This is a genomic window from Actomonas aquatica, assembly GCF_019679435.2.
GTDB lineage: Bacteria > Verrucomicrobiota > Verrucomicrobiia > Opitutales > Opitutaceae > Actomonas > Actomonas aquatica.
The window spans coordinates 1,089,056-1,115,457 of the sequence record NZ_CP139781.1; the positions used below are offsets into that span (position 1 = coordinate 1,089,056).

The 26,402-nt window shown below is 53.3% G+C and carries 23 protein-coding genes; 10 read left to right on the top strand and 13 right to left on the bottom strand.

What is annotated here, in order from left to right:
- The first annotated feature begins 14 nt into the window (after positions 1–14).
- Entirely contained in the window at positions 15–3,677 is a 3,663-nt protein-coding gene (locus K1X11_RS04135) for a hypothetical protein (RefSeq protein ID WP_221033011.1), read from the top strand.
- A gap of 210 nt (positions 3,678–3,887) precedes the next feature.
- Positions 3,888–5,312, top strand: a complete 1,425-nt coding sequence (locus K1X11_RS04140; protein ID WP_324726082.1) for a sugar transferase — start codon at positions 3,888–3,890, stop codon at positions 5,310–5,312.
- Between the two features lie 599 nt (positions 5,313–5,911).
- On the opposite strand, the gene K1X11_RS04145 is transcribed toward K1X11_RS04140, so the two are convergent.
- The 11 genes from K1X11_RS04145 to K1X11_RS04195 form a co-directional block, all read right to left on the bottom strand.
- Entirely contained in the window at positions 5,912–6,637 is a 726-nt protein-coding gene (locus K1X11_RS04145; protein ID WP_221033317.1) for a hypothetical protein, read from the bottom strand.
- A gap of 5 nt (positions 6,638–6,642) precedes the next feature.
- Positions 6,643–7,761, bottom strand: coding sequence for a glycosyltransferase (locus tag K1X11_RS04150; RefSeq protein ID WP_225919755.1), 1,119 nt, complete (start codon positions 7,759–7,761; stop codon positions 6,643–6,645).
- Between the two features lies 1 nt (position 7,762).
- Positions 7,763–8,596 carry a sulfotransferase domain-containing protein gene (locus K1X11_RS04155; RefSeq protein WP_324726083.1) on the bottom strand — a complete coding sequence of 278 codons (834 nt, stop codon included), beginning with the start codon at positions 8,594–8,596 and terminating at the stop codon, positions 7,763–7,765.
- Between the two features lie 2 nt (positions 8,597–8,598).
- Complete coding sequence (locus K1X11_RS04160; protein WP_324726084.1) at positions 8,599–9,726, bottom strand: glycosyltransferase; 1,128 nt, start codon at positions 9,724–9,726, stop codon at positions 8,599–8,601.
- Positions 9,719–10,801, bottom strand: coding sequence for a glycosyltransferase family 4 protein (locus K1X11_RS04165; RefSeq protein ID WP_324726085.1), 1,083 nt, complete (start codon positions 10,799–10,801; stop codon positions 9,719–9,721). Before K1X11_RS04165 ends, K1X11_RS04160 begins: the two co-directional genes overlap by 8 nt.
- Positions 10,770–11,807, bottom strand: a complete 1,038-nt coding sequence (locus tag K1X11_RS04170; protein WP_221033326.1) for a glycosyltransferase family protein — start codon at positions 11,805–11,807, stop codon at positions 10,770–10,772. Before K1X11_RS04170 ends, K1X11_RS04165 begins: the two co-directional genes overlap by 32 nt.
- 66 nt (positions 11,808–11,873) lie before the next feature.
- Positions 11,874–12,701 (bottom strand): FAD-binding protein, encoded by an 828-nt coding sequence (locus tag K1X11_RS04175; protein WP_324726086.1) that lies wholly within the window; start codon positions 12,699–12,701, stop codon positions 11,874–11,876.
- Positions 12,698–13,870, bottom strand: coding sequence for a polysaccharide pyruvyl transferase family protein (locus tag K1X11_RS04180; protein ID WP_221033301.1), 1,173 nt, complete (start codon positions 13,868–13,870; stop codon positions 12,698–12,700). Before K1X11_RS04180 ends, K1X11_RS04175 begins: the two co-directional genes overlap by 4 nt.
- Entirely contained in the window at positions 13,867–15,210 is a 1,344-nt protein-coding gene (locus K1X11_RS04185) for a lipopolysaccharide biosynthesis protein (protein ID WP_221033300.1), read from the bottom strand. Before K1X11_RS04185 ends, K1X11_RS04180 begins: the two co-directional genes overlap by 4 nt.
- A 60-nt stretch (positions 15,211–15,270) precedes the next feature.
- The gene (locus K1X11_RS04190; RefSeq protein ID WP_221033299.1) at positions 15,271–16,524 is read right to left on the bottom strand and encodes an O-antigen ligase family protein; all 1,254 of its coding nucleotides are present in this window, start codon (positions 16,522–16,524) and stop codon (positions 15,271–15,273) included.
- 81 nt (positions 16,525–16,605) lie between these two features.
- Positions 16,606–17,196, bottom strand: a complete 591-nt coding sequence (locus K1X11_RS04195) for a GbsR/MarR family transcriptional regulator (RefSeq protein WP_221033298.1) — start codon at positions 17,194–17,196, stop codon at positions 16,606–16,608.
- A gap of 574 nt (positions 17,197–17,770) precedes the next feature.
- Between K1X11_RS04195 and K1X11_RS04200 the strand changes: the two genes are divergently transcribed.
- The 3 genes from K1X11_RS04200 to K1X11_RS23415 are packed head-to-tail and all read left to right on the top strand — an operon-like array spanning position 17,771 to position 19,040.
- A complete protein-coding gene (locus tag K1X11_RS04200; protein WP_221033340.1) occupies positions 17,771–17,920 on the top strand; it encodes a hypothetical protein in 150 nt (49 codons plus the stop codon).
- Positions 17,917–18,744: a DNA-methyltransferase gene (locus tag K1X11_RS04205; RefSeq protein ID WP_324726087.1), complete on the top strand. Its 828-nt coding sequence runs from the start codon at positions 17,917–17,919 to the stop codon at positions 18,742–18,744. The genes K1X11_RS04200 and K1X11_RS04205 overlap by 4 nt, the downstream gene beginning before the upstream one ends.
- Before the next feature lie 50 nt (positions 18,745–18,794).
- Positions 18,795–19,040 (top strand): DNA-methyltransferase, encoded by a 246-nt coding sequence (locus tag K1X11_RS23415; RefSeq protein ID WP_221033332.1) that lies wholly within the window; start codon positions 18,795–18,797, stop codon positions 19,038–19,040.
- Between the two features lie 487 nt (positions 19,041–19,527).
- Here the strand turns inward: K1X11_RS23415 and K1X11_RS04210 are convergent, their stop codons facing one another.
- A complete protein-coding gene (locus K1X11_RS04210) occupies positions 19,528–19,725 on the bottom strand; it encodes a hypothetical protein (RefSeq protein ID WP_324726088.1) in 198 nt (65 codons plus the stop codon).
- 524 nt (positions 19,726–20,249) lie between these two features.
- Here K1X11_RS04210 and cysD point away from each other — a divergent pair.
- From cysD to cysC, 5 genes are all read left to right on the top strand, one after another.
- A complete protein-coding gene (cysD, locus tag K1X11_RS04215; RefSeq protein WP_221033321.1) occupies positions 20,250–21,155 on the top strand; it encodes a sulfate adenylyltransferase subunit CysD in 906 nt (301 codons plus the stop codon).
- Positions 21,156–21,227: 72 nt separating this feature from the next.
- Positions 21,228–21,590 (top strand): four helix bundle protein, encoded by a 363-nt coding sequence (locus K1X11_RS04220; protein ID WP_324726089.1) that lies wholly within the window; start codon positions 21,228–21,230, stop codon positions 21,588–21,590.
- A 91-nt stretch (positions 21,591–21,681) separates the two neighbouring features.
- Entirely contained in the window at positions 21,682–22,950 is a 1,269-nt protein-coding gene (gene cysN, locus K1X11_RS04225; RefSeq protein WP_324726090.1) for a sulfate adenylyltransferase subunit CysN, read from the top strand.
- A gap of 340 nt (positions 22,951–23,290) precedes the next feature.
- Positions 23,291–24,052 (top strand): 3'(2'),5'-bisphosphate nucleotidase CysQ, encoded by a 762-nt coding sequence (gene cysQ, locus K1X11_RS04230; protein WP_221031704.1) that lies wholly within the window; start codon positions 23,291–23,293, stop codon positions 24,050–24,052.
- Positions 24,053–24,253: 201 nt separating this feature from the next.
- Positions 24,254–24,841, top strand: coding sequence for an adenylyl-sulfate kinase (gene cysC, locus K1X11_RS04235; RefSeq protein ID WP_221031705.1), 588 nt, complete (start codon positions 24,254–24,256; stop codon positions 24,839–24,841).
- Between the two features lie 316 nt (positions 24,842–25,157).
- On the opposite strand, the gene K1X11_RS04240 is transcribed toward cysC, so the two are convergent.
- Entirely contained in the window at positions 25,158–26,231 is a 1,074-nt protein-coding gene (locus K1X11_RS04240) for an NAD-dependent epimerase/dehydratase family protein (RefSeq protein ID WP_221031706.1), read from the bottom strand.
- Positions 26,232–26,402 lie beyond the last annotated feature (171 nt).

The following is a 26,402-nucleotide window of genomic DNA, read 5'->3' on the forward strand; positions in this document are numbered from 1 at the left end:
CCAGACACGCCCTCGTGCTCGTCAGCCTCTGGGGCCTGCTTTCGTTCGTCGCCGCCCAGTCTCCGCTCGGCTTTGACATGGGGCCGCCCCCCGAAGCGGCGGCTCGCACCATCAACAGCCTGAACCTCAACAATCCACCCACCGGTTGGATGCGCTTTCGTCGCCTCGGTCCGGGGGCGATTATGTCTCCGGCCCGACCTGACGAGACTAGTGAAGGCGTTCAGGAACGCCGCGATGCACTCACACATATTCGTGAACGAGGCATCCGTGCCGTCGCGATTTTGGAATGGCCACGAAACTGGTGGAACAGCGGCCTTCGCGCTACCCCGTCTGAACTGCCGTTGGACCTGACCGAAGCCTACCGACGCTGCCGCGACCTCGCTTACACCTACGGCGATCTCATCGACGCCTGGGAGATTGAGAACGAGCCCGACATTGGTTTCGTCAAAGAAAACGCCGAAACCTTCGCTGCCTTCTACAAAGCCTGCGCTCTCGGCATCTTAGCCGGCCGCGAAGCGGCCGCCTCGTCCAATAGTCTCAATGTCCAAAGTCGAATAGTCGACAGTAGCGAGCTCCAGCTCGCATCCAAATTCGATGAAAGCGGCAACGCCGCCGCTAGCGACATTGAGACCTTCGGACCTTCAGACCTTCAGACCGTGCATGATCGCGCTGGAAGCGCGATCATGCACGCACCTCTCGCCCTTCCTCCCGGCCCCTACTGGCAAGAACTGGTAGCCAACGATACCCTCCGCTACACTGAAGCCTTTAATTACCACTTCTACGGCTACCCCGAAGACTTCAAAGGCGTCCGCGATGCATGGGTTGCTGCGCTGGAAGCGGCAACCGAGGCCAGCGAACGGAGGTCAGAGAACGGAGCAGACTCAGAGCAGAACCGAAGTCTACCGGAAACGGAGGAAGAGCGGGACCTACCACAAAAACGCCCCTTGGTCGCCTCAGGTGCCGAACCGACCACCGCGTCAGCTACAACGACTGAGCCTGCGGAGCAGGCCGCTGATGACCTTCAGACCTTTAGACCTTTAGACCTTAAGACTCCGTCAAAAACGCCGGCGTTGCCGTTGTTTTTGACGGAATACGGCTACGGTCTCCTCGACCGTTACGACCGCCACACGGTCGCCGGACGGGAGCGCCAAAAACGGTTTTTCAAACTCATCCTGCCCCACGTGACCGACGGCACCATTACCGGCGCCATGGTCTATATGATGCTTCCAACTCAATCGCCGAATGGAAGCGAGTTTGGACTGCTTGCCGAAGTCCCCAAGGGACTTCGGCAAGAGTCTAAAGGTCTTAATGTATCAGGTCTATCCTCCTTCGCCTCGGCTTCGGCGGACAAGAATGTCACGGAACCTCCCCCCCCCAGTCCTCCCACCACTTCGCCTGACGCAACGCATCCCGACGAATCCGCCGCGTCAACAGTGGCTTCCACCCGACCTTCAGACTCTCAGACCTTAAGACGTTTAGACTCCACCGGGCTGAGCCCGGTGGTAATCGACTTCATCGCCGGTGAAGACACCCGCAGTGTGAAACGCTACAACGGACACCTGCTGCAGAGGCGCGAAGCCGCTACTGCAGAAGTATCAAGCGGCAAGAATCAAGTTCCAGGAGTAGGACTCGACCTTGCGTCGCCGTCAGCCACAACGGATGCCGACGAAGCGCGGCAGCGCGTAGATGGTGCGACGAAATCGTCGCGCCCCGAAGGGGTGACGCAGTCGGTCGCCTACCAGGCAGACGAGGAACAACCTCATGCGACCGCTGACCAGAAACCAAGCCGACCTTCAGACTTGCGACCTTTATACTTGAGGAGTGAAGCGACGAGTTCCGGAGACTTCACCTTGGTCCTCTACAACTTCAGCGACGAACCAGTCACCGGCACCCTGTCCATCGCCCTCGAAAACGGCGAGATAAGACAACGCCAGCAATCCAGTGACCGGTCCCCTTCTTCGCCTGACGTGAAACGTCGGGACGAATCCGCCGCCCATGTCCGCCATAGCAATGAAAAAGCGACGGCGGAAGCTTCAGCGAAGGAGGACACAGACCTAAAAACTTCCGATACAGCAGAGCCGTATCGCCGTCCCCCCACCCCACGCTCCAGCCTCAACCCGCCATCGGAACCCGACTGGCCCAACGCAGACAGCAGATTCATCACGACCAGCGACGGAAAAACCTACGCCATCACGCCAGCCTTGGAGCTGTTGCTGGAAACGGCCGCGACCGATGACCGAAGGACCGAGGACGGAGAACAGGAGTCCGTAACTGGAGAACCGAAAACGCCAACCTCAAGCACCGCTGTAGCCGGGGTCGGTGCCCCCGGAACTCAGTCCCTCAGCCCCGAAGACAGCCGCACCGAGGCCGGACGCGACGACGTTCCCAGTACGGAACCGCCAGTCGAAAATAAACCGGAACACTCCCCCTCTGATTTCAGTGTTTCAACGTTTCAGCATTTCAGCGTTTCCAGCATATCCCTCGCCCCCATGGAACGCCGCGTCCTCCATTTCACAGCCACCCTCCCCAACCAAGAATTCCGCCCCCACCGCCTTTGGGCATTTTGGAACTTAAACGACGACTCCACTGATGCTTCGCCCGATCTTGAGGAACCTTCCGATCCCGCGGTCGCGGGACTGAGCGTTGCTCAGCCGAAAACCTCAGAAGCAGACTCGCAACCTTTAGACTCAAGGAACCCGTCTTCTTCCGATCCCGCGGTCGCGAAACTGGGCATTGCTCAGCCGAAACCCTTAGCGGCTGATTCTATTTCAGCATCTCAGCGTTTAAGTTTTCAGCGTTTTGACGCGCGCCTAGCGACGCGCCTCTACCCTTCCCCGGCCGCCTTCCGCTTCGAAACGCTCGATACCTTCAGCTTCACCGCCGAGGATAACGCCGCCGTCCGCGCCCGGCAACTCGCACGCCCCCGAGTCGCTGAAGAAGCTCAACTCTACCAACACCCTACGGCCCAACGCTGGCTCACCACCCCGGGAGTTGAAATCGAAGAAACCCCGACCACTTGGCGGATCACCATCAACGACCTCCCCCCCGAGCCCCTCCGCCCCGCCGAACTGGAGCTCCCATTTCCTTCGCCTCGCGCTTCGCGCGTGGCCGAATCCGCCAACTTGTCCGCCATAGCCTTGGCGTCGGCGGAAGCCACCACTGCCTTGGCGAAGGAGGACCCCGACGCCGCCCTGTCCCTAAAATACCGCCTTATCATCCCCGCTTCGCCTAGCGTGAAACGCTCGGACGAATCCGCCGACTTGTCCGCCAAAGCTCATGCGGCGGCGGAAGCCACCACTTCATTGGCGAAGGAGGAAGCCACCACTTCCTCGTCGCGCTATGAGGAACTCGACATCAATTTTCGAGATGCCTCCGGCACCCTCTGGGGCGTATGGCCGCGTCTCACCGCCCAAGCACAATGGCGAAGTTACCTCGAACCGCTCACCAACTTCACCCCCATGTTCTTCAGCCGCGCCCCCGTTTCTAACTCGAAGCACGAAGCCCCTGTCCGCCTACCTGTCCGCCGAAACAACCGTGAAGGAGGAAGCCTCGGCGAAGGAGGATCTGCTTTTTCGCCAAACGAGTTCCGATCGCTCGTTTTGCTTTTCCGTCCCCGCGTGCTGCCCACGGTGATCGAAATCGAAAAACCCCGCACCGTGCGCCTCGCGCCCCGCTGAGCCAATCTGCACGTCTTTTCTGTCAGGGCGGGCCAGAAAATGGTTTCACGACTCAAGGTGCAGGGTCTCACCTCGTGTGAGGCCGCCGCGTTGCCTCTCCGTCGCGGCTCGACACAGGGCTCGCCCTTCACCTCCTCAGCGCAAAATAATTTCAGCTTTTCCGTTTTTCAGGTTTTAGCTTCTGCCCCTTGTCGTTTCGACTGCTCGCCCATGGCTCACAAGCGCAGCTATCCTCGCACTCAGAACCTCTTATTGCTGACCCTCTTCCTCGGCGATCTGGCTTTTGCCTACTTCGGTCTCACCCTGGGGTACCTGTTGCGGGTTAAGTCTCCGCTGCGGACCTTGGGCATTGAACCGAGCTCCGTCAGTTTTGAGCTCTACCAACCCCTCATTTGGCTTGGCACCATCTTCATCCTCCTGGTGATGGGCTACCAAGGCCTCTACGACGCCCGGCTCCTGCTGCGCCCGCATCGGGCCCTCAGCAACATCATGCGCGGCATCTTTTTCTGGGTCGTCGCGTTCCTCGGTTTTTCGCTGGTCTTCCGGATGGAGCCCGCCATCTCCCGCTACTTTGTACTCATCAGTTCGGTCACCACCTTCGCCGTCTTGGTCGGGTGGCGCTTTACACTCTATTACGCCCTGTCCAATTCCGAGATTCGTCGCCGCCTCACTCAGCGCGTGGTGATCATCGGTTGGAGTGCCGAAGCCGAACGATTGGTGGAAGCCATCGACCGCGATTCCAATCACCCCTACGAAGTGGTGGGGGTGATCGCCGTCGACGAGAAGACCGCTAACAATCCCCGTCAACTTCTAGGCGAACGCCTGCTTGGCGAAATCGATCAACTTGAATCCCTGCTGCAGCACCACGAAGTGGACATCGCTGTGCTGGCCGACCTCGATCTCCCCAAGCATCGCGTCGTTGGCCTCATGGCGTTGTGTGAGCGCCTCTACGTCAGCCTCAAGATTGTCCCCAGCTTCTTTCAGGTATTTGTCTCCAATCTGCGCATGCAGACGATCTCCGGTGTGCCCATACTCGGCGTGGAGGAACTGCCCATCGCCAAATTCTACAATCAACTAATAAAGCGCAGCGTAGATCTTATCGGCGGTATCGTAGGGCTCTTGGGTTCCCTGCCCGTCATCCTCGTACTGACACTCATCATTCGCCGGGAATCCCCCGGACCCGTAATTTACCGCCAAACCCGCACGGGTCTGCACGGCCGACCCTTCACCATCTACAAACTCCGCTCCATGCGACTGGATGCGGAAAAAGACGGAGCGCAATGGGCGCAGGCCGGAGATCCCCGCCGACTCCGCATAGGTGCCTTTATGCGGGAATGGAACCTGGATGAACTGCCCCAGTTCTGGAACGTGCTCAAAGGGGATATGAGCCTCGTCGGCCCGCGACCCGAGCGACCTGAACTCATCAAACAATTCGAGCGGGAAATTCCGCACTACAACCCCAGACACGAAGTACGCCCAGGCGTAACCGGTTGGGCGCAAGTGAACGGACTGCGCGGCAACACCTCCCTGGTGGACCGCATCCGCTATGATCTGTACTACATTGAGAACTGGAGCATCTGGTTCGACGTCCAGATCATGCTGCTAACGTTCTTCAAGCGCGACAACGCCTACTAAAGTAGGCGCTTACGATCGGTACCAACCAACTCGGGGACGTGATCGTTCACATCACCGCCAGCAAACCACCCAGCCAATAGATCGGGAGTGAGCCGCAGCCGCCCCTCCGGGCTCTCCGGCCAAATGAACCGCCGGTGCTACAACCGCCGAGAGCCGCACCAGCCTCTGTTTGCGTCCGCGGCGAGAAGCTTTAACTAATCGCGATTGCGGTTGGTAAACACATAAAGCGCCTTCGGCCCGCGTTGCCGATCGGCGCCAGCAACTCATCGGCACTTTTGCGTCTCTTCCGCCATACACCTAAATGCGTTCCGTTTCGATCTGCGCCATCCGCTCAGACTACCCAACCTCCCCCCCCTGCTTACCACGTACCCGAACAGATGCTTACTCCGCAAATCGACCAGCGCTCTATTATTCCGGTCGACCCCGATTCGAAACGCTTCTTGTTTGCTACCGGGTTCGGCAACCAACAATTTAAATTCCTACTAAAATAGCAGTCTCATAAAAGTAAAACAAGATTTGGTCCATGTGATGCTCAAAAGTAGGTCACCCGAAATGCATCTGTTATACTTCGTGAAACAAAGCACATACGCCTGAAACGATCATAAAACCGGGAACAATATCCCCAAAACCTCATTAATGAGTAACTCATCATGACCGGCTAGTACAACCTCGCGGCGATCAAACCGAATAAAAATTTGGCTTTGTTTACGCCATACCCAGCCCCTAGCGTGCAAAAGCTCTGTTAACATGCTTAAATTGCTCGGAACGCTTGAACCGAAATCCACCTTCTCGCCCCCCAAAAATTGGCCAAAATAAGCTTCCCGACTATCGCCACTCTTCTCGAAGACCCGATACTCTAACGAGTTAATAGAAGTTTGCGCATCATTCGGCACCTTCCAATCATCGACCCTAATGGATTTCCAACCTGATTTCACCCAACAATTATCTGGGGTGTGAAATGCGACACTTCTCGGCGATTCGCGACCAGGACTCCAATAAGTTATAAAAATATGCAGGTCAGACTCTGAATCAACAAAACGACCATACAAAACGTCGGTATACTTCAAAGTGTTCCTAACCTTTGACTCCATAAACTCTGTATCGCCTATACTTAATGGAACGAATCCTCGTATCTCACGAATGCGCCTCATTTTTTCTAAATACGCTTCGTTGCCCACTCCACCTACCTCAAAGCCAAGCACCGTCGGAACCGCTACCGTTACTATCACAGTTAAAACCAACAGGCCTGCCCCACAATAAACCAGAAAAAATTTAGTTAATCGCTCATTCATTTTTAAACCATCTAACGCAATGTTTTTGGACAAAAACCTTATACACTGCCTGCAGACGATTTCGCACACCAAGTGGAAATCTGTTTAGCAATTAAACTTCTGAACCTTTCCGGAGCAAACTGCTCTGATCTTCGACGACATTTTACCGATGATATACCGTGAAGACCCGATTCGAACTTCTCAATTTCCGAATTGAGACTTACAACACTTGATTCATGAAAAAACAAACCCGTTTCATTTTCGACAACAGTCTCCAAAACTCCACCTTTCCCAAGAGCAATTACCGGAGTCCCAGAGGCCATCGATTCTAACGGAGTTATTCCAAAATCCTCTATTCCCGGAAATATGAAGGCTTTCGCCCTGGAATAGATATCTATCAAATTTTCATAACTTACTCTTCCAAGAAACTCTATTGAATTACCGGCTCGATTTTGGAGTGATTTTCTCTCGGGACCATCACCTACGACGAGTAACCTACGCCCGGAAGCCGAAAACGCATCAACGGCGAGATCAATTCGTTTATAAGGAACCAACTCCGACACCACCAAATAAAAATCTTCCTTATCATCTCTGAATCTAAAGTCTGTGATCTCAACCGGTGGATGAATGACTACCGACTCCCGCTTGTAACATCGAGCAATTCGGCTGGCAACAAAATCTGAATTTGCAATAAAATAATTAACCTGCGACGCAGACCACTTATCGAAACTCCTGAGAAAGGGGACGAGCAGACGGAAAGCAACTCTACCAAACACACCTAATTCAGTTGATTTACTGACATATTCATCTTGTTGGTCCCACAAATACCGAGGAGGAGAATGACAATAACAAATATGGACAACCGACGAGCTCACCCGAACTCCTTTAATTAATGATGCGTCAGAACTAATTAATATTTCAGCATCTCCGCTCACGCGCAATAATCTAACGGCAACCGGAAAAATCGGAAGTAATTTTCTGTAGTAGGTCCCCACGTTCGGTAGAAAGTTCAGAACGGAAGATATGACCTCATGACCATGCATCCAAGGCTCCCAACGGGAACGATCTTCAAACAATGTATAAATTCTGGCCCCTGGAAACATGAGCGAAAACTCCTTAAGGACCTTTTCGCCCCCCCGGTAACCATTAAGCCAATGATGAGCTAGTGAGACTTTCATACTATTCTTGATCAAACCAATGATCCACTGGACGTGGTAACAACGCTCTATACTTAGTGTAATCGTTCATAAAAAGTCCTCGTAACCACGACCTATCTTCATTATTCAACTTCGGCTTCCCGCTTGCTCCATACTCACGGTAAAGAATTCGCTGCAGAGGGCCGCGTTTCAAAATCCCAACTATTTCATCCATTCCCCAATCGCGTACTTTATTTGCCGTATGTGTTACAAATCTTGACAACAATTGATTCCGGGCTGTTGCCGCTCCCCTTGTTACCCCAGGTATATACCCACAATTCTGCAAACCAAGATACCTTTGCAACTCTTCTGCGAAATAAGCCGAGTTACCGACAAGGTCATCGAATAAAAATATTCTAAAATTCTCTGACGGAAAGGTATTCACATATCGCGGTAGATGCTCTCCATACATACTATTTTCAACCAATTGCCCCCACCTTCCTGCAACCGCCTCCTGTAGAGATTCACTAACAAGCCCTTTTCGACGTAAATAGAGATAATGCGAGAAAGTGCGCTCAATAGGATTTCGCAAACAACAGAATACCTTTACACTGGATCCTAGGCATTCGAGAATTCGACCAGCGGCATTAGTGTCAAATAAGTAATCGTGTGACAACTCACCTACGGCTTTATGATGTGAACTAGCCCCTTTAAACTTCCCATAATACCATTCCTTGCCGCGCGAATAATAGCGGTCAAAAAAATACAAATCCTTGGATATAGGAATGTAACACTGAGGATTTCGCGCTAGAAGTTCATACATCCATGATGATCCAGCCTTATCAGGGCCAATAAAAACAAAATTCGGGACATTCACTATTAAAGCCTTTCTATTGCTGAACAAAACTCATCCACTGCGGTTAATCGGAAGAACTCGTTCAGTACTGACCTGTCTACATGAAATCCCATATCGCTATCCGCATAGCTAGCAATTTTATTTACAACATCCTGCGGCTGATCGAAATCGATCAAATTGTCGGCCGGCAAAAGTTTACCTGCAATTCCTACATTAGTTGATAAAACAATTCGTTCCGCACGAATAGCCTCTAAAAGTACTAGCTGCGATGCCTCAATTCTGGATGGCAGTAAAACACAATCAAACTTTTTCCAGGTTTTCATATCCAACTTCACGAATCCATGAAAAACGACGTGCTTACCGATCCGCGATCTATTGCATAGCACCTCCAGTCGGTCTCTATCTCGCCCATCGCCAATGAAGTGAAACACCATATTTGCCCTAGAAACTTCTCCAAGTCTTTTAATTATACTAATCAAGCGATCCTGTCCCTTCTGACGAAAATCGATTCGACCGGGCACAACTACATTAAAACACTCGTAATCGACTTGAATAGTACTCGTCGATTCTATGCCGAATTCGTCCGAATCAAAAAAGTTTTCTACATAATTCCCGGTTTCAGGAACCCAGCCCCATAGTGGCAATGATTTCTCCTGATTAGGCAGACTAACTATATTCTTCACTCCCCCTACCAACAGGCGAACACCAACACTCCGAATATATCCAAGAAACAAGCGGTGATGATGGGGTAGCGCCAAGAAGGGGGTATATACTATAAATTGCGCACGTAAGATCCTTCCTAAAGTCGTAATTGACACAGCCTGCTCCAGCCCCCCCGCAATTACCAAAGTCTTATCATGCGAAAATATTCTTTTTCCTCTAAAGAACTTCCACAAAAGATACGCGAGCTCCACGGGAAACGATAATCCTTGATATCGCCCTAGACCCGAAGAACAGGCAATTAAATTCACCTCCACACCTTTTATTGCATAAAGATCATCCAACAGAACTGAATTATACGGAGATACATAGCAAACCACCTTACGATAACGCGAAACTAAACCACGTACATACTTTACCGCCATTTTTTCATGTCCGCCATAGGTCTTTCTACTTAGAAAAACGCAGCCTAGATCGTTCGGATTATTCATTTGTTTCAAATAAGAATTTTACGACCTGCAATGCCTCGTTAGACGCATCCGTCTTAGCATTTTTCCGGCGATCGTCCAAATAACTTACATTGTTTTCAGGAAACTCCTCAATTTGCCTGATTAAGGCACTTTTTAAAGCGCCAACATGGCCCACCGGGAATACTTTATCACCAGAAGTCAAAGTTTGACGTGCGCCAACAGCCGATGAAGAAATAATAGGAATTCCGTAGGCTAGCGCCTCCGTAACCACATGACCCCATGGCTCCTCATATGAAGGAACGACCAATATATCGGTGCACATAAAAAAATCATGTTTCCTTCGCCCATCAACATATGAGATATAGTTAATTCTACGGTCCACTTCCGACGCTGCTTCAACTGAGGGAGCCAACTCCCCCTCTCCGGCTATTTGCAATATTATGCTAGGTGTATTTATTTCTGAAAAGACATCAATCAGATCCATTACTCCTTTTCTCGAATTAAGCGCCCCTATATAAGATATCACAATACAACGCTCATCGCCCCTGTATGTTCGGAACGGTATATCCCCCCCCCCATTAATTAAATTCCTTGGAAAAACTTGCCCTCCAACAAACGTACGTGCACCAGGCCGATAAGCTAAAACAAAGTTTCGTGAATCGTTAGAATAGCATAAGTATTTGGATACAGACTTGTAGAATAATCGGAACCAAAATTCTCGAAAAAGTCTCAGAAGGACACTGCTCTTTCGAATACCGACCACATTGTGACCGACCCACCCCACAAATGGGACTCCATTTCTTTGAGCATGGTGCCTCAACCATAAGTTTCCATAAAAGTTATCCAAGCCGTTATCGAGTGACACTATACAGTCTAGCGGCATCTCAACCATGGGTCGCGCAAATCTACTACCTTTACGTAAAACCGGCACCTCGTTAAACTTCCAGTCCTCTCGGTTTTGGGACCATTTTCTCCCTGCCAAGGTCTCTTTATAAAACGCAACATAAAGGCAAACGAAGTCGGATAACGCATTGAAAAATGGTATACGATAAGGCGCAGGAAAATTAGTGAATATCAAAACCTTTTTCATACCCATTGCACATATTGTATATTTCCGAGTGCTTGAAACCTATCGCCCCCCAACTAAAGTTTTTTGCAAGCTGGATCCCCCTTTTTAACCGAAGCTCAAGCTCATCATCATATTCAAAATCTAAAATACTTTGTGGTGGATTCTCCCAATCATCAAAAACGCCAACTACATCGTCTAGACCTCTCGGGCTCTCTTTCCCGATCGTGGTAAAGATAGGACATCCATGTCCGAGTGCCGCCAACAATGTCCCACGAGTATAGTTCGCGCCATCACGATAAGGAAGTAACACAGCTCTCGCAGTTAATAGTTCCGTAGATACGACCTCCTCAGTCGCGTCGAGCACGAGTCTTATTCCGAGTGCCTCACATTCCCGTTTGACAAACTCGCCATATGCTTCCTGCCCTTTCATTATGCGCCCCATGATACAAAATTGCTTATCGGATCCGGAAACGCGGGCTTCACGAACTAGATTTAGAAATCCAGCTAAACCTTTAGTATGATTCAAAAGGCCAAAGTATAAAAATTCGTTTCCGCGCTCACGAAGGAACCGATCAGCCGATTCAGGATAATTGATATTCGAACCTATTGGCACAACCACCATATTAGTATTTAAACCTAGTGCGGAAGTCCTATATTTTACTTTCTCAGCTTCGGTTGTGAATATAATACATCGAGCAGTTGAGAAAAGCATCAGAGAAAGCTTTCGCAGCAGATGCAACCGAATAAATCCATGTATTGTCACATACGCACGCCTCGAGAATATGACTGAAACTAAGTGAGGAATCAAACTCCATCCGTATGCAGCAGACGGATACTGAATATGAACAATATCTGGGTGCTTCCTCCAAACCATTGACAACCATTTTGTAACTTTCCTAAAACCCCATTCCGATCCAGAAACTATATGCACCTCATGCCCCTCATTGGACAATGCCTTATTTAGGCACTGAGAATAGTCGCCGACACCACAGGCATCTGGAGGATAACTTCCTGCAAATAGAATAATTTTCATTTGAATCTGTGTGCGGTGTGTAGGACTATGTGTGTGAGTGTGTGTGTGGGGGGGGGGCCGGGGGAACTAACGCCAAATCTTAACCTCTTCTTTGCAACGCAAACCGAAAACTTTATGTATTCTCTTTATGCGTTCTATAAATTTAATTGCATCATCAAACTCCGCCCCCCCTCGATTGCATAGCGTCCCATTTTTGAAATACAACCCACCGGATTTATACCCATCAAATAACTTCATTACCCAACGATTAGAATATTTAAATAATGACCCGCAATTCGGATATTGATATGGACGCTTGGCAACTACTGAAAGCCTATGACGAATTTCACTATCAACGGTTGCCTTCTCGCATTCCCGCAAGCGCAGTACCGCACCTAGAACTATACAATTCCCAAGATGTTGTAATTTAGTAAAGCGATAAGCCGCTTCCAAGTCACTTCTGCTCAACTCATGCAGCTTCACACCATCATGAACAATTACAGTTTCAACAAAATCGGTAAATCCCCGCACACTACCACAACCTGCATTCATTAATATGGCTCCGCCAACTGTAGCCGGTACAGAGAATAGATCTGAAATCCCACCAAGTCCGCTTTTAGCTAAATACCTAATCAACTTTTGAAGACGCACTGACGCCCCCACTTTCACATAGCCTCCCCCTAAATTCTCGATAAGATTTGATACCCCTCCCATAAATACAACTAGATCTGAAATGCCGTTTCCAGACGCAATTATGTTTGAACCATTGCCGAGTACACGAAAACTCATCCCCTCCCGTTGAATTTTCTCATAACCATTTTTAAACTCGTCAATTGAATCTGGTTTCCAAAGGGAAGCAACTCCGCCTATCTTAATAGTTGTATATTCGCTCAAATTTTCGCGTTCTATCTTCATAACATTTTCCTCCACTTCTCAATGAACCTACGTCCCTCAAGAGCTAGATTCTCCATTCCTTCAGCTATTCTTGACATATCCATGGAACCAACTGGATCAATACTATTTACAGTTTCCTCCATACTAGATGTCCCCAGATTTCGGTACCGCTCAGCCAACCCCAACTGTTCAAGCAAGAACTTAGTTTTACTTTCAGTCTCAACATATACCCGCCCAACATCTATAACATAAGCCGGGACTTTTGCTTTCAATCCGAAGATAAGTTCATGAAATGACTTTGTTATGACAAGATCAAATAGCCTAAAAGCGACGGCCCATTCAAGCGGGGAAAATATCGTTCTTAAATCATAATCGCAGTGACGGTTGGCGGTCATTGTGACCACAACCCACCCCATTCCATGAAATTTTTCGTATAGTTGTCGGTTTAGTTCGTTAGATGCAGTCGAAATCGACACCACTTTGCGCTTACCTCCATTACCCATCATACTATGCAGTTTCCGTCGAACGGATTCATCGCCGTATACGTTGAAATCATGCAATATTGTCGGATCCGGAACAAGATGCACATTATCCTTTATCCCAACAAAACGAAGTTGCTCTAGCGTATGCCGATCCCGAACACCAATCATCTCAAACTGCCGCAATGCCCGTTCTATGAACTCCAATTTTACATCCGAAAGTTTTGAATAAATCGCGCCATTCGCGGATGCGGCGTAAGAGATCTTTCTAGCACTTAACCGTTCATCAGCCATATATACATTCGGGAATGGTCTAGATGTTTCCCTCAGAGTTGAAAAAGGCGACACTGAACTACCGTGCACCTTCCACACTTCATCACTCCCAACGCACACCCAGTCATAATTCTTACTATTTAAATAGTTTATCGATCTCGTGTAGTCATCGGATCTAAACCTAGGACCATCAAAGTCAAACAACGCCCCCTGGGCGCCTTTCATACGAAAATAATCCGTAATATTCCCGCGTCTTCTTACATTCATAAGCCGCTTTTTGAGCATATTGCATTCCTGCGCAACCGTACAGATATTAGGGAGTCGAACACCCAAGCCTTCTGACTCAAGCATTTTGAGCTCTGAATAGAGCGAATACGCCTGCAATACAGCTCCCCTCCCGATATTATTAAAATAAGTAAGTAGACCGACAGTTTTCATATTCTATTTTTCATCACTGACTTTATCGATAGCCGGGTGATTGCAGGAAAAGTACGCACCCCTACCAAACGTCCAGTCCAAATAGACAGAACGATCAATATAATACTATTCGACAATCCACCAGCAAAAACTGCACCACCAATTCCTGCCCAATTTACACCATAAACTAGCACAAAAGCCGAAGGAATTATAGCTATCGAATACACAATAAGCACATGGGACTGCTTCCCAATCATCACCAAGAAAGGCACTGCAAAACCTGCTAGGCTCGAAATAAATTGAAAGCCTGATCTAACAACAGCTATACTTGCTGATTCCCGATAGTCTGACCCAAAGACAGTCTCAACAATTTCGCCCCCCCAAAGAATCAATACAACGAAAAGCACTAGACATGGCATTGTATATACAAATGCGGCCACCCCTAACAACTGCCTCAATTTGTTTTTCTGCCCTAGCCGCCAAGATTCCACAATAAACGGTGAAATAACACCTGTAAGCAATCCCATCAACGGGAAAACAATATCACCAAGTACAACTCCCGTTTTATATTTAGCAATCTCAATAGAATCAAGAAAATATCCAATAATCCATACATCCATTTGTCGAAAAGAAAATTCAATTAGCCCAACCAAAAAGACACTCCACGCGACACGAGCTACCATCATAAATTGCGATGGATACCGGTATGCCGAGGGATGAACCTTTTTCAATAACTTGTATAATGAAATACTCAGCGGGACGAGCAATGAAAGGATGGTTAATAAAAGCACCCGAGGATATGTAACACCATTGCCATATAACCAAATTAATCCGATCCCAAGTAGGAATATGGTAGTCTTAATTATCCCGGTTGGATCCATGAGAACGCCTTCCCTGAATGAACCATATCCCCGAAAAAGTAATGCGGTAGCGCCAAGAGCCCCTCGAAGCCCCCCCCATACCATTATCCCAAATGCAAAGGAATGAAGAACCTCCTCATCAAACATTTCGGAAACTGCCTTAGAAAGGCCAAAGTAGTATACAACACCAAAGGCGATTTCGATCACAAGCAACACTACAAGCGTGTCTAACAAAATTCTGGCCGAACGTAATTCTTTCCCAACAGCATTGTATTGGGCAATAAAACGCAGACCGGTCCTCCCCAATCCGAATTGACAAATTGTTCCAATGAACGTAGCTACGCTAAGTGATAAATAATACTGGCCAAGCATTACGGGTGTAAGCAGCCGCACAAGTGCAAACGTAGAAAAGAGGCCTAAAAAGTTTCCTGCGATTTTTCCAATCACGCTCCAGAATGCTCCAGATAGAATACGAGACCTGAACTCACCTTCCCGCTTCATTTCCAATTTACGCCAAAAATTTTGTTCGAAATATAGTATATTTTGTTTCTCATTTAGCTATTAAAACGAAGCAGACTCATACTTACGTGCCCCCCGATTGCATGCCCCCTCGCCACGAGACACGGTGCACCCATATGCCATCAAAAACCATATGAGCTTGCTCCCATACGCAGGCGTTGCGAGTTGCACCAAAGTGAGGGTTATTGGCATTAACAAAACAAAGGCATATACCTTAGTCAAAGACGCTGGCCATATACTTTTCCAAAATCTGGTCGTAGAATAGATAAGCAACAAAACATAGGAAAAAAAACCTAAAACCCCGAGGTCAACAAAGTACCCAAATGTCCCCGAATGAAATGCTAATTGGTGATATTTCATATATGGATGAACGAAGATTTCTGCGAACGCACCCGGCCCAATACCTGTCCAGAGATTCTCATTCACAAGATGCAAAGCTAATTCCCACTGCATTAAACGAATTTCGACGTTACTTTTCGACACATCGATAAACCCATATATCAGTTCCCGCTCAGAGGTCAGCACGTATGTAAAAACCCCAGCAATAGCTACAACCACCAGCATGCTCACAAAGCGCAATGGCCCACGCCCTCGCAATACCAATACCGCAGGCAGTAGAATCGCAAACGCAAGTGCCGAGACAATAAAATTTCTCGACTGCAGAACAAACGCCCCGAATAAGGTTATAATAAAAAATGCTATTTTTAGAGCATGCCTCCTACGAGAAATTCGGAACATCACATCAATCAAATTATAAAATATTCCAACAACGTAGCAAGCAACCGCATATCCGTTACTCAAGCCAAGGGGAACCACCTTCGGAAATGGCATCACAAACCCGAACATATTGCGCGCGCTATTCACCTCACCAAGTGGAGCGATGCCCAACGCGGTTAGACCAGCCGCAACAGCTACAACGACAACCGAAAGGCTCATGCCTTGGAAGAAGGCAATTATTCCTGTTGCCCCTTTCAACAACAGCAACCCAACGACAAAGGACAGCGCATACCCCAAGTACGCCACCGAGCCCCTCAAGGCGAGGTCAGTATAATCCGAATACGCAGTGGAAATAAACAGCGAAAACACAAAAATCGCAATCAACGCCAATGGGTAAATATGGAAACGAATCCGCTCAAGCTTAGACAAAGCAAGCACTAGAATCACAACAAACAATAGATTGCCAAGATTCAGCGAGTTATTTCCCGAAACTTTAACGCCGACTAGCCCCATGGAGAAGCCAAAGAGCCATAGGAGCTTTGATTCATCTATTAATACAATACGACTATTTTTCGGCATAGTGCTTTAAATTTGAAGATCACACCCACTCAAAGTCTCAAATCCTCAATCCGTCAGCGATTGTAGATTTTCGTATACTGGTTATCTGAGAAACCGGGCAACCCAGGGAATGATCCCCGATGCTTTTTCCCGCCATTTGGCCAGTTTGCCCAAACGCGATTGGAGCACTTTCTGCGATGCGGGCGTCGTTGCCGCGCGCTTGAGCAGCTCGTCCAACCGCGCCATACGGGCCGCGTTGGCCTCCAATTGCGGCTGAATCCGCTCCCGAAGATACGCCAACACGAGCTTACGCATCTCCAACTCCGGCGCAAACCGCTCCCGCCGGTCCTCCCCCCCCGCGACCACCTTCACCGCCCCTATCCCTCGCAGCGCCTTCAATCCGCCGCTCACCGACCCTTTGCTCAGGGCCAGCCGCTCGTTGATCTCCGCAAAACTGAGCGGCTCCGGCGTCGCATACAGCAGGCCATATATCTCCCCGTGCGACTTGGGCAGGCCGAGCGTCTGCATCATGTCCACAAAGATCGCGATCACTTCGTCCTCAAACGCTACCGCCCCCTGCCCCGCCGCCGCCGCGCCACCGCCTCTGGCGCCAGAGTTCGCATCAACTGAATATGAGTCGACCCCAGTTTCTCGGGACGGCTTCGCCGGGTTGCGTCCCTGCTCAATCGGCATTGCGGAGGCATCCTGGGCGGAGTTCGTTTTGGACAGTGGCTGGGCCACGCGGCGACCGGAACAGCACGGACGAGCCAGTTCAATTCAAAATGAACTGAACCATGTAACTTTTTTGCAATGGGGGCGGCGGCTTAGCCGCGGTGGAAAGTGGGAAAGTACGCGAAGCGTATGGTGTGAAGGTCCGGGCACGGTCCGGACGGTCCGGAAGGTCCGGACGATTGAGCGGTTGGGGCGTGCGAAGGTGGTCTTTGCGCAGCATCAACGGTTCGTTCTCCAGCAGAGCGTCGCCCTATCCTGCCAGCGCCGAGTCAAAACGCCGCGACGACATGCGTAGCCGACTGCGTTTTGCGCCTTCTTGCGGTCAATTTGCTGAAAGACTCCGCCGTTTCATTACGTTACAGAGCTTCAATAACGATGCGGGGCATCGTGGGTCTAAGAGTCTCAATGTCGAAAGGTCCGAAAGTTCCAAGCGGCGGTTTCGCCGCAACCCGGGTTATTGGAATCTCGGCGGCGTCTCCGTCAGCGCCGGCCAGAGATTTCTGAAAGTTTCCCCAGTTTCGTCGCGTTACAGAACATGATGGAACCGAATTATTTGATTCATGCCGACGTGATGGAGGGGCTGCCCGAACGACCCGATGGCTTCTTCCAAGCGATTATCGCGGATCCTCCCCACGGCAACCCACGAGGCGATGCCTCGGGTAAAACGCTGAAAGCCAAAAAATGAAAAAGCTGACACCAGACCGGCTCATCCAAGCAGATGTACTGGATGGCCTCGCGGACCTGCCGGACGATTTATTCCAATTGATCATCGCCGACCCGCCATACGGTAACGTGTTGGTGGAGGAGTCGTGGGACAATGAACTTGAAGGGGACGCATACCTCGAATGGACGGAGGAGTGGTTTCGCGCGGCACTGCGGACGCTGCGACCGGATGGGTTGTTTTTTGTCTTCGGCCAGTTGGGTCAGCGCGAACACCGCTGGATTCATGTCTGCTCCCTCCTCTGTCGGCTCGCCTGCTTCCACGATATGCTGATCTGGGACCGCGTGGTCGGCTACAATGACCGCGGCGACAGTTTTACCCCCGCCTACGAGCAGTGCCTGGTGTTGCGCAAAACCCCGGACACCCGCCCCTACTTCAACAAAGACGCCGTGCGTCTACCCTACGACGCTGCCACCATCTCCCGCTACCTGAAGGACAAACGCTATAAGGACCTGGACGCCCGCCGCACCCATCTGGAAAAAGGCAAATACGCCACCAACCTCCTCCGCGTCCCCAGCCTGAAGGGTTCAAGTCGGGAAAAAGTGGGGCACCCGTCGCAGAAGCCGGAGAAACTGATTTCGATGTTAGTCGAAAGCAGCTCACGCCCAGGTGACTGGGTGCTGGATCCGTTCTTCGGCAGCGGCACGACGGGCGTCGTCTGCGAACGCCTCGGCCGCCATTGGATCGGAATCGAAAAAGATCCCGGCTACTGCCGGATCGCAGAAGAACGGATTGCTGCTGCCCAAACCCGACTTGAATCGAAGGTGACGGAGCGCGGCAGCGCGTAGATGGTGCCTCGAGCCATGCGAGAGGTGGCCCAAAGGGCCCGTTTCGGCGGGTGCCCCCAGGGCAGCCGGAACGGCAAAAAGTCGGGCATCCCAGCCAAAAGCCCGAGCGCCTGATCGAGATGCTCGTTGCGAGCAGCTCAAAGGAAGGCGATTGGGTACTGGATCCGTTCTTCGGCAGTGGCACCACGGGCGTCGTCTGCGAACGGCTTGGCCGGAGTTGGATCGGGATCGAACGGAATCCCGACTACTGCCGGATCGCAACGACACGGCTGCGCCGCGCAAATCCTAACCCTTAACTCCTAAATCCTAATCCCTGACGGACGGAGCGCGGCAACGCGTAGAGACTAGCCGCAAAAACCGGCCAGTGATTATGAAAGGGACCCGTAGTGGAGTGCCTCGGTGCCCATGAGTAGCCGCGCTTGAGCCGCAGGTTAAAGGGTGGTCGCAGGTTGGACACTCGTTGGCCACGTTTTCGACTACGGCTCAAACGCAGCTACGTGGACCCTTGGTTTCCGGCCCCCTTTCAGCCGCTACTCCGCGTCACAGATGTCGACGATAAGGACTGCCTGCAGCGCGTCATCCACCCAGTAATCAAAAATGAAGCCATCAACCATTAGGTGAGAAACCGTTCGTCCCGTGTCATCTGGACTGCAAAAATCAGGCATTAGGAACGGGTCGGCGGCCAGTTCGTGGGCACGATCAAGTAGCTTTCGCTGACGTCGCTTGGACTGCCCAACGAAGAACGCCACCGCTGACTCGGAAAAGACGGGACGATATGAAGGCCTACTCGCCACGCGCGTACCGTTCCTCGAGCTCGCCAATCTCGGTAAACTTACCGCCCTGCATCTCTTTGATCCGCTTAGCCGTTGATTTCTTCCATGCCGGCGTTTTCCGCTTCAACTGAAGCAGATAGATCTCAATTTCCCGACGTTCCTTCAACGACAGTCGAGAAATTCCCTGCTTGATTTCGAGTACACTCATGGGAGCGCCTCAAACTTCCTGCCATCTGCGCCCAAGTCAAGCGGGTGACCAACGGAACCATTAACCCTGTAGGTGGAATTCTTGGGCGGATAGATTCGAACGGTAGCTGTTTTACGGCGCGACTTTGCCGCGTAATCCTAACACCTAAATCCTTACCAAGGGCGCACGTTAGCATCAGCCCTTCGCGTGCCTCCACGACCTTCCCCGGTTCCCGTTCGAAAGGCCGGCTGAAGACCGGCCCTACGCCACCCCTTCAAAGTCGCGGCTGCGCCGCCCTAAATCCTAACACCTCCCCCTTAAAACCGCCCCCCCTTAAAACCTAACACCTCCCGCAGACCCGCCCCCCACCTCGGCGCTGCAGCGCTCCCGCCCAAAGCCCAGATTCGGCTTTTATGATGTATTTTACCCTTTTTACTAAACTTTACTGTTTGACTCCCCCTTGAATCAGCTCTCGCTTCCGCCTCCAATAACCTTTCACTCAACGGCTTTCCTGCCTGCGTGACCGGGGATTACCGCGAAACGATATGTCAAATTACACCGTAAACCATCTCCAGCACCTCGAATCCGAGGCCATCTACGTGCTGCGTGAAACCGCCGCCCAGTTCGGACGTCCGGTGCTGCTCTTTTCTGGAGGCAAGGACTCCATCGTCGTCGCCCACTTGGCCAAGAAGGCGTTCTGGCCGGGCAAGATGCCGTTTCCGCTGATGCACGTGGATACCGGCCACAACTTCGCCGAAACCATCGACTATCGGGATCAGTTCGTCGCTGACGTCGGGGCCAACCTGGTCGTCGCGTCCGTCCAGAAGTCCATCGATGAGGGCCGCGTGCAGGAGGAAAAGGGCCCCAACGCCTCCCGCAATGGCCTGCAGACCGTGACCTTGCTCGACGCCATCGAGGAGCACGAATTCGACTGCGCCATCGGCGGTGCCCGCCGCGACGAGGAAAAGGCCCGCGCCAAGGAGCGTTTTTTCTCCCATCGCGATGAGTTTGGCCAATGGGACCCGAAGAACCAGCGCCCCGAGCTCTGGAACCTCTTCAACGGCCGCAAGGCCCCCGGTGAACACTTCCGCGTCTTCCCGCTCTCCAACTGGACCGAGATGGATGTATGGCAATACATCAAGCAGGAGAACATCCCCCTGCCCTCCATCTACTTCACCCACGAGCGTGAAGTCATCCGCCGCGGCGGCACGTGGCTGGCCGTGACCGACTTCATCACGCCGCAACCCGACGAGGTCGTCGAAACCCGCCAGGTGCGCTTCCGCACCGTCGGTGACGCCACCTGCACCGGCGCGGTCGAATCCCCCGCCGCCTCCATCGACGACGTCATCGCCGAAGTCGCCGCCGCCCGCCAAACCGAACGCGGCACGAGAGCCGACGACAAACGCAGCGACACCGCCATGGAAGACAGAAAGAAAGCCGGCTATTTCTGAGCGTGGTCGGACCACGCGGTTTAAAGGTGAGAAGGTAAAAGGTGTGCCCAAGCACAAGGTGAGAATACAGCCATGTCGTTCGCTGAGCGTTTCGAGAACTTGGAAATCTGGCAGCAGGCTCAGGAGCTCGCCGTCCAGATCTACTCTGAGTTCGGAGCATCCTCTCCTTCCGCTCGCGACCTTCGCTTCAACAGCCAAATTCAAGCGGCGGCCGTCTCCATCTCCAACAATATCGCAGAAGGATTTGATTCCGGTTCGAATCCTGAATTCGCCCGCTTCCTCCGCATCGCGAAACGCTCATGCGCCGAAGTTCGCAGCATGTTCTATCTAGCGGTACGTCTAAACTACCTTTCGTCAGCCCGATCCGGCGAGCTCCGCAACGACGCCGAAGTTCTCTCTAAACGCATCGCGGCCTTCACTCGCACCCTCAAGTAACGCCTCAGCCACCTTTCGCGAAGCGTGCCTTCCCACTTCCTCACCTTCCCACCTTACGCGCCAGCGTACTTTCCCACCTTCCCACTTTAGAATGAGTACCACGAATTACACTGACATGGAACTGCTCCGCTTCACTACGGCGGGGTCCGTCGATGACGGGAAGAGCACGCTCATCGGGCGGCTCATGTATGACACCAAGACCATCTTCGAGGACCAACTCGACTCCATCGAGCGCACCTCCAAGCAGCGCGGCGACGGCCACCTCGACCTCGCCCTGCTCACCGATGGTCTGCGCGCCGAGCGCGAACAGGGCATCACCATCGATGTGGCCTACCGCTACTTCGCCACGCCGCGCCGCAAGTTCATCATCTCCGACACGCCCGGCCACATCCAATACACCCGCAACATGGTCACCGGCGCCTCCACCGCCAACCTGGCCATCATCCTGGTCGACGCGCGCAAGGGTGTCATCGAGCAGACCTGCCGCCACTCCTTCATCGCCTCCCTGCTCGGCATCAAACACATCACCGTCGCCGTGAACAAGATGGACCTGATCGACTTCGACCAGGCCAAGTTCGACGAGATCGTGCGCGCCTACAAGGACTTCGCCAGCCGCCTCGACGTGCCGGAAATCACCTTCATCCCGATCAGCGCCCTGCACGGCGACAACGTGGTCGAGAAGTCGGCCAACACGCCATGGTATCAAGGCCCGACCCTGCTCTACCATCTCGAGACGGTTTACATCGGCACCGACGCCAACCACGTCGACCCGCGCTTCCCGGTCCAATACGTCATCCGCCCCCACTCCGACGAGTGGCATGACTTCCGCGGCTTCGCCGGCCGCGTCGCCAGCGGCGTCTTCAAACCGGGCGACGACGTCACCGTGCTGCCCTCCGGCTTCAACGCCAAGATCAAGGCCATCCACACGCACGACGGTGAACTCGACGAGGCTTTCGCCCCGCACTCCGTCGCCATCACCCTCGACCGCGAGATCGACATCTCCCGCGGCGACATGCTGGCCAAGCCCAACAACCAGCCGACGGTCGGCCAGGACATCGACCTCATGATCTGCTGGTTCTCCGAAAAGAAGAGCCTCGCCCCGCGCGGCAAATACCTCCTGCGCCACACCAGCAAGGAGTGCCGCGCCGTCGTCCGCGACGTGCACTACAAAGTCGACGTCAACACCCTCCACAAACACGAGGACGACAAGACGGTCAGCCTGAACGACATCGCCCGCATCACCCTGCGCACCTCCGCCCCCCTCTTCTACGACTCCTACCGCAAAAACCGCATCACCGGCTCCATCATCCTCGTCGACGAATTTTCCAACGAGACCGTGGCCGCCGGAATGATCCGGTAGACACGGGCTCGTTGGTCTAAAAGTCGGAATGTCTTAAAGTCTTAAGGTCACCAGCAGCGGCTTGCCTGCCTCAGGCATGGCTTAGCCGCGACCGAGAAAAACGGGGCGCGGGCCCTCCCGCAGTTTCGACCTCCGGACCTTTAGACTAAATGACCTTTAGACCCCAGCGCATCGCGCCGGTGGGGCGCGGGCCCGCCCGCCCCCTGCATTATCGAATGCGGCCGAGCCGCCGCTGATGACTTTTAGACTTGGGACATTAAGACATTTAGACTCCTCCAAACGGCCCACCCGGCCTTGAACGGGAGCAACCACAACAAATTTCACCGCCATGCTCGAAACTTTGAGATCCATCGCTGAAGCCGCGGGTCAGGAGACCCTGCGCTTCTACGGACAACCGCTGACCGTCGATGCCAAGGCCGACGACTCCCCGCTGACCCAGGCCGACCTGGCCTCGCACCGGCTCATCACGGCGCGTCTGCGCGAGGCCTTTCCAGAGATTCCCGTCGTCTCAGAGGAAGACACCGAGCGCGACGCCTCCATCGCCTCCGCCCAACGTTTCTTCGTGGTCGATCCGCTCGACGGCACCAAGGAGTTCATCAAACAAACCGGCTCCTTCACGGTGAACATCGGACTCGTCGAAAACGGCCGCCCCGTCGCTGGCATCGTGCACGTGCCCGTCTCCGGTGTCACCTACGGCGCCGACACCAACGGGGGCGCTTGGCGCGCGGAAAAGGACGGCGAACCCCAGCCCATCAAAACCTGCTCTCCGGCCGCCGAACCGCTGCGCATCGTCGCCAGCCGTGACCACGCCGGCCCCGAGGTAAAGGCGCTGCTCGAACGTTTCCCCGACGCCGAATGCCTCAGCATCGGCAGCTCGCTGAAATTCTGCCTCGTGGCCGAAGGTAAAGCCGACGTCTACCTGCGCGACGTGCCCACCATGGAGTGGGACACCGCCGCCGCCCAAGCCGTCGTCGAAGCCGCCGGTGGCGCCGTGCTCACGCACCCCGCCCAAACCCTGCTCACGTATGGCAAACCTGAATACCGCAACGGCTCCCTCCTCACCGTCGGCACCCTCTCCCTCGCCGACCGGCTGGGCGGATGACCGTAGTCGGTTAAAAGTATGAGGGTGGGAAGGTACCGGCGCGATACGCCGGCAAAGTAAAAAGGTGTAGCTTCCAAACACGCCCCCTCCCACACTCCATCACGCCACTCTACGCGCCAGCACCTCCTCCCACTACCCCACCTTCTGACCTTACGCGAGAGACGTACTTTCCCACCTTGCACGAAGCGCACCTTCCCCCCCATGAACCATCTCTACACCATCCACGACCGCCTTGTATCCCGTGCTGAAAAAGAGCAACGGCTCGGCCAGCGCGGACAGGTGATCTGGTTCTACGGCCTGAGCGGTTCGGGCAAGTCCACCATCGCCGCCGCGCTCGAACGCGAACTCCACGAAGCCGGTCGATTCACCAAGGTGCTCGACGGCGACAACATCCGCAGCGGCCTCAACGCCAACCTCGGCTTCTCCGACGACGATCGCCGCGAAAACATCCGCCGCATCGCCGAAGTCGCCAAACTCTTCGCCGACACCGGACTCATCACGCTGGTGAGTTTCATCACGCCCAAACGTGAACTCCGCGCCCTCGCTCGCGAAGTCCTCGGCGAAACCGATCTGACGCTCGTCTACGTGAAGGCCTCGTTCGAGACCTGCCAGCAACGCGACCCCAAAGGCCTCTACGCCAAGGTCGCCGCCGGCCAGGTGAAGCAGTTCACCGGCAAGGATTCCGGCTTCGAAGAACCCACCGCCGACGACACCAATATCGTCATCGACACCGAAGCCCAAGACCTACCCGCCTGCGTCGCACAAGCGCAAACGCTGCTGCGCGGCTAACGCCGCGCACGTCGGAAGGTCTTAAAGTCCTAAGGTCTGAAAGTCACCACCGACGCGGCTGCGCCGCGACCTATAAATATGGAGTGTGGGTCCTCCCTCAGACTCGACAACTAGAGCTTGGGGCACTTCGCCCCTTAAGACTCCGGCACATCGCGCCGGTGGGGTGCGGGTCCTCCCGCAGACTCGACCTTTAGACCTTAAGACCTTCGACCTTTAGACCCACCTGTCCCCGGCTTGCCGCGGCAAAGCCGCCGCTAGCGACCTTTAGACTTTTAGACACTCCGACCTTTAGACCGTTGGTTGCGGGGCATCCGCCTCAAAGGCGGATGCCCCGCAACCAACTGCGATTCGCCTGATACCACTCCGCCATGCGCCGGAAGCCGTCTTCGGGTTTTACCGTCGGCGCCCAGCCGAGCAATCGCTCCGCCTTGCTGACGTCCGCCGCCGTGTCCTGCATGTCGCCGCCGTGGAAGGGTTGTTGATCAATGATCGCCCGCTTGCCCAAGGCCTCTTCAAACAGCGCGATCAATCGCCGGATCGACATCGGCGTATTGCCCCCGCCCAGATTGATCACCTCGTAACCGAGCGGCCGCAGCGCCGCGACCGTGCCGGCGACAATGTCGTCCACATGGGTGAAATCGCGCGTCTGACTCCCGTCGCCGTAAAGCGTGAGCGGCGTGCCTTCATCGATCCACTTCAAGAAACGCAGCGGACTCATGTCCGGCCGACTTGCCGGACCATACACGGTGAAATAACGCAGCACCGAAACGTCGATGCCGTGCAGGTGGTGAAACGAATACGCCATCGCCTCCGCCGCGAGTTTTGAGGCCGCATACGGCGAAAGCGGACGGTTCACGTTGTGCGTCTCCACAAACGGCGCCGGGGCGCCCGCATAGAGCGACGACGACGAAGCCAGCACGTATTTGTTCACGCCGGATTTGCTCATCGCCTGCAGCAGATTCACCGAACCGGAAACATTGGTGGAGGCATACAACTCCGGGTGTTCGACCGAATATCGGACCCCGGCGCGCGCCGCCAAATTGATCACGGCGTCGAAGCGGTAATCCGCAAACAAACGATTCACCGCGGCCGAGTCCTCGACCTCGAGCGCCTTGAAGGTGAAGGCGCCATGCACCTCCTCGATGCCCGCGAACGCCGAATCTGTGGGGGAAGGACCGAGCCGGCTGCCGTCGCCCCCCAGCAACAGATCCAACCGGTAGTCTTTGAGGCGAACATCGTAGTAGGTGTTGAGGTTATCCACCCCCACCACCCGGTGACCCGCGGCCAACAAGGCCCGGGCTGTGTGCGAGCCGATGAAACCCGCCACCCCGGTCAACAGAATCGTCCGGGGTGAAGGAGTGAAGGAAGAGGGGTCTTTCGCCAAAGCCATGTCGCGAGCCCACTACCACGCCGCACCGACGCCCCCCGCACAAGCCGGAAACACCAAGTCGACGCGGACGCCGCCGCCGGCGGAGCCGGCGTTAGGTGTTGGGTGTTAGGCGGTAGGCTTTCAGCTTTTTACGGTGCTCTGCCTCTCGGCGTAGGCCGCGAGCTCGCTCGC

Coding starts and splice junctions, on each gene's coding strand:
- K1X11_RS04140 (WP_324726082.1), top strand. CDS start 3,888: ATGGCTCACAAGCGCAGCTATCCTCGCACTCAGAACCTCTTATTGCTG.
- K1X11_RS04150 (WP_225919755.1), bottom strand. CDS start 7,761: ATGAAAGTCTCACTAGCTCATCATTGGCTTAATGGTTACCGGGGGGGC.
- K1X11_RS04160 (WP_324726084.1), bottom strand. CDS start 9,726: ATGAATAATCCGAACGATCTAGGCTGCGTTTTTCTAAGTAGAAAGACC.
- K1X11_RS04165 (WP_324726085.1), bottom strand. CDS start 10,801: ATGGGTATGAAAAAGGTTTTGATATTCACTAATTTTCCTGCGCCTTAT.
- K1X11_RS04170 (WP_221033326.1), bottom strand. CDS start 11,807: ATGAAAATTATTCTATTTGCAGGAAGTTATCCTCCAGATGCCTGTGGT.
- K1X11_RS04175 (WP_324726086.1), bottom strand. CDS start 12,701: ATGAAGATAGAACGCGAAAATTTGAGCGAATATACAACTATTAAGATA.
- K1X11_RS04180 (WP_221033301.1), bottom strand. CDS start 13,870: ATGAAAACTGTCGGTCTACTTACTTATTTTAATAATATCGGGAGGGGA.
- K1X11_RS04185 (WP_221033300.1), bottom strand. CDS start 15,210: ATGAAGCGGGAAGGTGAGTTCAGGTCTCGTATTCTATCTGGAGCATTC.
- K1X11_RS04190 (WP_221033299.1), bottom strand. CDS start 16,524: ATGCCGAAAAATAGTCGTATTGTATTAATAGATGAATCAAAGCTCCTA.
- K1X11_RS04195 (WP_221033298.1), bottom strand. CDS start 17,196: ATGCCGATTGAGCAGGGACGCAACCCGGCGAAGCCGTCCCGAGAAACT.
- K1X11_RS04200 (WP_221033340.1), top strand. CDS start 17,771: ATGATGGAACCGAATTATTTGATTCATGCCGACGTGATGGAGGGGCTG.
- K1X11_RS04205 (WP_324726087.1), top strand. CDS start 17,917: ATGAAAAAGCTGACACCAGACCGGCTCATCCAAGCAGATGTACTGGAT.
- K1X11_RS04210 (WP_324726088.1), bottom strand. CDS start 19,725: ATGAGTGTACTCGAAATCAAGCAGGGAATTTCTCGACTGTCGTTGAAG.
- cysD (WP_221033321.1), top strand. CDS start 20,250: ATGTCAAATTACACCGTAAACCATCTCCAGCACCTCGAATCCGAGGCC.
- K1X11_RS04220 (WP_324726089.1), top strand. CDS start 21,228: ATGTCGTTCGCTGAGCGTTTCGAGAACTTGGAAATCTGGCAGCAGGCT.
- cysN (WP_324726090.1), top strand. CDS start 21,682: ATGAGTACCACGAATTACACTGACATGGAACTGCTCCGCTTCACTACG.
- cysC (WP_221031705.1), top strand. CDS start 24,254: ATGAACCATCTCTACACCATCCACGACCGCCTTGTATCCCGTGCTGAA.
- K1X11_RS04240 (WP_221031706.1), bottom strand. CDS start 26,231: ATGGCTTTGGCGAAAGACCCCTCTTCCTTCACTCCTTCACCCCGGACG.